Here is a 6,186-nt window from a genome sequence, read left to right on the forward strand (position 1 = left end):
GGGTGGCGGGGGCGCGGCACGCGCTGTTGCTGTCGGCGGACGGGCTGCTGCTGTCGTGCTCGGACGACCTGGGGCGCGAGCAGGGTGAGCGGCTGGCCGCGATCGCGTCCGGTTTCGCGAGCCTGGCCCGTGGCGCTCGGGGGCAACTGGGGGCCGCGGAGGTGCGTCAGACGGTGGTGGAGATGGACAACGTGTTCTTCTTCGTGCTGGCCGCCGGTCAGGGCGCGTCGCTGGCGCTGGTGGCCGAGTCCACGTGCGACATGGGCCAGGCGGCGTTCGAGGTGAACCGTCTGGTGCGCCAGGTGGGTCCGCACCTGTCGGCGCTGCCGCGGCGCGGGAGTGTGAGGAGGTGAGGGCGTGGACGCTGAGCCGTCCGGTGGGGCGTCGGGACGGGAGTGGTCGTTCGAGTCGAGTCTGATCCGGCCGTACTCGTTGACGGGTGGGCGCACGCGTCCTTCGCGTACGGACTTTTCGATGACCTCGCAGGTGGTCGCGGTCGCCCCGGCTCCCGCCGGGGAGGTGGACCCGGAACTGGAGCTGATCCTGTCGCTGTGCGCGCGGCCGGTGTCGGTGGCCGAGGTGGCCTCGCGGTCGGGGTTTCCGCTGGGGGTGACGCGGATCCTGCTGGCGGACCTGTTGGACCAGGGCCGTGTGGTGGTGCGCACCTCCGACTGGGAGCGGCACCGGCCCGACGCCGAGACGCTGCGCTCGGTGCTGGAGCGCATCCGTCAGCTGTGAGGGGCAAGGGTGGTGTCGAGGTGGAGTGGATGTGTCGTTGGTCGTGATGGACGCCGAGGGTGCGGGGCCGGTTCCCGACACCCTCAAGATCGTGGTCGCGGGGGGATTCGGGGCGGGTAAGACCACCCTGGTCTCGGCGGTGAGCGAGGTGGAGTCGCTGCACACCGAGGAGGTCATGACCTCCGAGAGTGTGGGCGTGGACGATCTGGACGGGGTGGAGGCCAAGGCGACCACGACGGTGGCCCTGGACTTCGGCCGGATCACGCTGGACGGGTCGACGGTGGTGTACCTGTTCGGTACGCCGGGTCAGCGGCGGTTCTCGTTCATGTGGGAGGAGTTGACCGAGGGCGCTCTGGGCGCGGTGGTGTTGGCCGACACCCGGCGGTTGGCGGACTCCTTCGACGCGATCGACTTCTTCGAGTCGCGCGGGGTGCCGTTCGTGGTGGCGGTGAACTGCTTCGACGGGCAGCGCACGCACCGGGCGGACGACGTGCGGGTGGCGCTGGACCTGGAGGAGCGGGTGCCGCTGCTGCTGTGCGACGCCCGGGACCGGGAGTCGGTCAAGGAGGTGTTGGTGGAGCTGGTGGCTCTGGTGTTGCGCCTGGAGCTGTCGGGCGCCTGAGAGGGGACGCCCCGAGGGAGGGGCGCGGTGGGGCCCGGGTCGCGTGGTGCGCCCCGGGCCCCACCTGTCGCCCAGGGCCTCGGGGGTCCGTTTCGGTGGTGGTCCCGGGCACCCGTCGGCGGCGGGGTCAGCGGGCGGCGCCGCGGCGGTCCACGGGCACGATCATCGGGGTGTCGGTCTCGGGATCGGGGATGATGCGCACGGGCAGGCCGAAGACCTCCTCGACCAGGGACGCGGTGACCACGGTGGAGGGGTCGCCCTCGGCGACGATGGCGCCCTCCTTCATCACGATCAGGTGGGTGGCGTAGCGGCAGGCGTGGTTGAGGTCGTGCAGGACCGCGACCAGGGTGTAGTCGCGTTCGGCGTGCAGCTGCGCGCACAGGTCGAGCATGTCCATCTGGTGGGCGATGTCGAGGTAGGTGGTGGGCTCGTCCAGCAGCAGCAGGGGGGTCTGCTGGGCCAGGACCATGGCCAGCCACACGCGCTGGCGCTGCCCGCCCGAGAGCTCGTCCACCGACCGCTCGGCCAGTTCGGCCACGCCGGTGGAGGCCATGGCCTCGGCCACGACCGCCTCGTCCTGCTTGGACCACTGGCGCAGGAACCCCTGGTGGGGGAAGCGGCCGCGGGCCACCAGGTCGGCCACGCCGATGCCGTCGGGGGCGATGGAGGTCTGCGGCAGCAGCCCCAGGCGGCGGGCGACCTCCTTGGCGGGGTAGGAGCTGATGGCCTTGCCGTCCAGGTGCACGTGGCCGTGCGCGGGCTTGAGGGTGCGCGACAGGGCCCGCAGCAGGGTGGACTTGCCGCAGGCGTTGGGTCCCACGATCACCGTGAAGGAGTTGTCGGGGATGGTGACGGCCAGGTCCCGGGAGATGACGCGCTGCTCGTAGGCCAGGGTGAGGTCGCGGCCGTTGAGGCGGGAGGCGGAGTGGTCGGCGATGGTCATCGTTCTTCCTCGGTTTCGGTCAGGCACGTCCGCCGCGCCATTCGGTGTAGAGCAACCAGATCAGGTAGCTGCCGCCGATGACGGCGGTGACCACGCCCACGGGCAGCTGGGTGGGGGCCAGGGCGCGCAGCGCGACCAGGTCGGCCACCGCCAGCAGGGCGGCGCCCATGAGCGCGGATCCGGCCAGGGTGGTGCCGCCGGTGCGCATCAGGCGGCGGGCCAGCTGGGGTGCGGCCAGGGCGACGAAGCCGATGGGGCCCGAGACGGCGATGGCGGCGCCGGTCAGGGCGCTGGCGGCGGCCAGGGCGGTCAGCTGGGTGGAGCGGGTGGGCACGCCCAGGCCGCGCGCGGTGTCCTCCCCCAGTTCCATGAAGCGCAGGCGCTGGCCCAGGGCGAGCAGGACCGGTCCCAGCAGGACCAGGCAGATCCACACGGCCGCGACCTCGGCCCAGCCGCGGCCGTTGAGGCTGCCGATCATCCAGATCTGGGCGCCGAGGGCGTCGGTGAGTTCGGCTCGGGTGAGCAGGTAGTCGCGGACGGCGCCGAGCATGGCGGCCATGCCGATGCCGACCAGGACCAGCCGGTAGCCCTGGACGCCGTTCTTGGTGGAGAGCAGGTACACGGCGGCGGCGGTGAGCATGCCCCCGGCGATGGCGCCCAGGGACACGCCCAGGCGTCCGGCGCCGAAGAGCAGGATGACGGCGACGGCTCCGGTGGCGGCGCCGCCGGTGAAGCCGATGATGTCGGGGCTGCCCAGGGCGTTGCGCGACAGGCTCTGGAAGACGGCTCCGGCGAGCCCTAAGGCGGCGCCCACGCCGATGGCGGTCAGGGCGCGGGGCAGGCGCACCCCTTGGACGAAGAACACGTCCAGGCGTTCGCCGTAGCCCGCGATCGCGGCGGGCACGGCGCCGAGCGGGATCTCGTAGTCGCCCACGGCCACCGAGACGATCAGGGCGGCGGCGCTGAGCGCGGTCAGGACGGCGGCGACGACGAGGGTGCGCGGGCGCACCAGCAGGGACAGGCGTTCGCCGAACAGGCGCAGGGCGAAGGAGCCGCGGGGTGTGGTGCGGGCGCGCTCGCGCGGGCGGCGGGGTGTCAGGGTGCGGCTCACAGGTGGGCCATTCTCGTGCTGCGGACCAGGGCGATGAACAGGGGGGCGCCGACGAAGGCGGTGATGATGCCGACCTCCAGTTCGGCGCCCGGCACGATGACGCGGCCCAGGGTGTCGGCGGCGGTGAGCAGGACGGCGCCCAGGACCGCGGAGTAGGGCAGCAGCCAGCGCTGGTCGGGGCCGGTGACCAGGCGTGCGGCGTGGGGGATGATGAGGCCGACGAACCAGATGGGGCCCGCGGCGGCGGTGGCGGCGCCGCACAGCAGGATGATGCCCACGGCGGTGGCGGCGCGGATGAGGGGGATGTTGGCGCCCAGGGTGGCGGCCAGGTCGTCGCCCAGGGCGACGGCGTTGAGGGAGGGGCCCAGGCACAGGGTGAGGACGATGCCCGCGACGAGGAAGGGCGCCACCTGCCAGAAGACGTCCAGGTCGCGTCCGACCAGGGAGCCGACCTGCCAGAAGCGGATGCGGTCGAAGACGAACTCGTTGAGGACGAACACGCCGTGGATGAGGCCTTGGAGGACGACGGCGACGGCGGTTCCGGCCAGGGCCAGGCGTACGGGGGTGGCGCTGGAGCGTCCGCGTGAGCCCAGGGCGTAGACGGCGACGGCGGCCAGGGCGGCGCCGGCGAAGGCGGGCCAGACGTAGCCGGTGCCGGTGGCGCCGAAGGCGATGACGGCGATGACCACGGCCGCGGCGGCGCCGGAGTTGACGCCGAGGATGCCGGGTTCGGCCAGGGGGTTGCGGGTCAGGGCCTGCATGAGGGCTCCGGCCAGGCCCAGGGCGGCGCCGACGAAGACGCCGATGACGGTGCGGGGGACGCGCAGGCTGCGGATGACGTCGTGGTCGTAGGAGCCGTCGTAGGCGGTCAGCGCGGCCCACACGTCGGCGGCGGGGATGGGTTTGCTGCCGACGGTGACGCTGAGCAGGGCGCACAGGGTGAGCAGGCCCAGGGCGGCGACCAGCCCGAGGGGGCGGATGATGCGCCTGGTGAGTGTGGGGCGCGTGAGGGTGGGGGCGCGCAGGGCCACGGCTTCCCCGTTCGTTGTGGCGTGGGTGGTGGACGCGGCTGCCCCGGGGGGTGCAGCCTGTGGGCGGCACCGGTGCACTGCGCGCCGCCTCGGACAGGTTAGCCTTACCTTCATCCCGTTCGCACGGAAGGGTGCCCGTTATGCCCGAGTTGTCGCGTCCTGTGCGTGCCCTGGCCACACTAACCGCCCTGGCGGCACTGACCCTGTCCGGCTGCGCCGCCCCGCCCTCCTCCCCCCGAACCGACGACGGGCCCACGCGCACCGTACAGGCCGCCAACGGAGAGTTGGAGATCCCCGCCGCACCCCAGCGCGTCGCCGTCCTGTGGCGCCCCACCCTGGCCGCCGCGACCCTGCTGGGACACGACGTGGCCGCCACCATGGGCACCCCCGGCGCACCCGAACAGGGACTGGCCCCCTTCCTGCCCCCGGGCGCCGACGGCGACGCCCTGACCCTGGTGACCAACTCCCCCGCCGAGGACGATGTCAACATCGAGGCGCTGGCCAACGCCGCCCCGGACCTGATCATCGGCGTCCACACCCGGTCCGGCGCCCAGGCGCAGATGCTGTCGGACCTGGAGGCCATAGCGCCCACGGTCCTGCTGGAGTGGGAGGGCACCGGATCCTGGCGCGGCCACCTGCACCAGGTCGCCGAGGTACTCGACGCCCCCGAACAGGCCGAGCGTGCCGTGGCCGAGTACGAGACGGCCCTGGAGGAAGCGCGCGAGCAGATCACCGGGGCCGGGGTGGATCCGGCCGCCACCGAGGTCTCGCTCGTGCGGCTGCAGAGCCCCAGCGAGATACGCCTGGAGACGCCCGCCTCCTTCCCCGGACAGATCGTCCGGGACCTGGGCCTGGCCCGCCCCCGGGGCCAGCACCAGGCCCAGGGCGCCACCGACTTCATCGCCCTGGGCTATGAGCACCTGGAACGCGCGGACGGCGACACGGTGTTCGTCCTGGCCGGATCGGGCTACCCCGACGCGCCCCGCACCTTCTCCGAGGGGGTGTGGTCCAACCTGCGAGCGGTGCGGGACGCACGGGTGTACCGCATGGACCACGACGTGTGGGGCGCGGCCAACCACCACGCCGCGCACCGCATCGTCCAGGACGTGACCGCGGCGCTGACCGGACAGGCCGAACCCGCGGTGTGAGGGTCAAGGTCACAGATCGGGCGAACCCGCCGGTAACCCCGGGCGCGCCCGCCATCGTGGACGTACACGCCACGCGCTGACCCCGCCCGGCGGGGCGAGGAGCCACGCCGCCCGGGCACCCCGCGCGGCACAGCACGCACCGGGCCCTCCTCGGGCCCCACCCGCCGAGGGGGCCTGATGAGGGACCGCACCGCGTCGATCGAGTCGATGGAGCAGCTCACCCGGGTCTGGCGCACCCTGGTGCTGGACCGCGACCCCCACGCCGATGTGCGCGACCTGCCCGGCCTGGCCGTGCGCTGGGCCGACTGCCGGTTCGCCTTCTGGAACTGCCTCACCCTGACCGGCGTCGACACCGACGCCGCGGACCTCGAACACGCCCTGCACCAGGCGGAACGGGTGATGCGCGCCAAGAGGCGCCCCGGTTTCCTGTGGCTCTTCGAGGACCTGCTCGACCCACGGGCGCGCGAGCACCTGCGCGAGGCGGCCCACCGGGCGGGACTGGAGCACGCCTTCGGCGGCGTCGGCATGGCCGCGGACCTTGCGCACCTGCCCGAACCCTCCCACCCCGACCTGACGTTCGTACGAGTGAGCAC

The 6,186-nt window shown here is 73.2% G+C and carries 7 protein-coding genes and 1 pseudogene; 5 read left to right on the plus strand and 3 right to left on the minus strand.

The genetic code is table 11. The annotated features are described in order from the left end of the window. The 3 genes from DQW06_RS24295 to DQW06_RS24305 all read left to right on the plus strand — a co-directional run. The coding region (locus DQW06_RS24295) for a roadblock/LC7 domain-containing protein (protein ID WP_117199377.1) at positions 1-353 on the plus strand (353 nt) is incomplete at its 5' end. 4 nt (positions 354-357) lie between these two features. Beyond that, positions 358-738 carry a DUF742 domain-containing protein gene (locus DQW06_RS24300; protein ID WP_174548378.1) on the plus strand — a complete coding sequence of 127 codons (381 nt, stop codon included), beginning with the start codon at positions 358-360 and terminating at the stop codon, positions 736-738. A 46-nt stretch (positions 739-784) separates the two neighbouring features. Beyond that, the gene (locus tag DQW06_RS24305; RefSeq protein ID WP_036552209.1) at positions 785-1,360 is read left to right on the plus strand and encodes an ATP/GTP-binding protein; all 576 of its coding nucleotides are present in this window, start codon (positions 785-787) and stop codon (positions 1,358-1,360) included. Positions 1,361-1,487: 127 nt separating this feature from the next. Here the strand turns inward: DQW06_RS24305 and DQW06_RS24310 are convergent, their stop codons facing one another. Genes DQW06_RS24310 through DQW06_RS24320 form a run of 3 tightly spaced genes read right to left on the minus strand, consistent with a single transcriptional unit; the run spans position 1,488 to position 4,445 of the window. Beyond that, positions 1,488-2,303, minus strand: coding sequence for an ABC transporter ATP-binding protein (locus DQW06_RS24310; RefSeq protein WP_013153233.1), 816 nt, complete (start codon positions 2,301-2,303; stop codon positions 1,488-1,490). A 19-nt stretch (positions 2,304-2,322) separates the two neighbouring features. Continuing rightward, the gene (locus DQW06_RS24315; protein WP_013153234.1) at positions 2,323-3,414 is read right to left on the minus strand and encodes an iron chelate uptake ABC transporter family permease subunit; all 1,092 of its coding nucleotides are present in this window, start codon (positions 3,412-3,414) and stop codon (positions 2,323-2,325) included. After that, on the minus strand, positions 3,411-4,445 hold the full coding sequence (locus DQW06_RS24320) for an iron ABC transporter permease (RefSeq protein WP_117199378.1): 1,035 nt from the start codon (positions 4,443-4,445) through the stop codon (positions 3,411-3,413). The genes DQW06_RS24315 and DQW06_RS24320 overlap by 4 nt, the downstream gene beginning before the upstream one ends. A 140-nt stretch (positions 4,446-4,585) precedes the next feature. On the opposite strand from DQW06_RS24320, the gene DQW06_RS24325 reads away from it, so the two are divergent. Continuing rightward, on the plus strand, positions 4,586-5,593 hold the full coding sequence (locus DQW06_RS24325) for an ABC transporter substrate-binding protein (RefSeq protein WP_117199379.1): 1,008 nt from the start codon (positions 4,586-4,588) through the stop codon (positions 5,591-5,593). A gap of 177 nt (positions 5,594-5,770) precedes the next feature. Continuing rightward, positions 5,771-6,186: pseudogene (locus tag DQW06_RS24330) on the plus strand (GNAT family N-acetyltransferase); the annotation flags it as partial.

Source organism: Nocardiopsis sp. TNDT3 (genome assembly GCF_003427465.1).
GTDB lineage: Bacteria > Actinomycetota > Actinomycetes > Streptosporangiales > Streptosporangiaceae > Nocardiopsis > Nocardiopsis dassonvillei.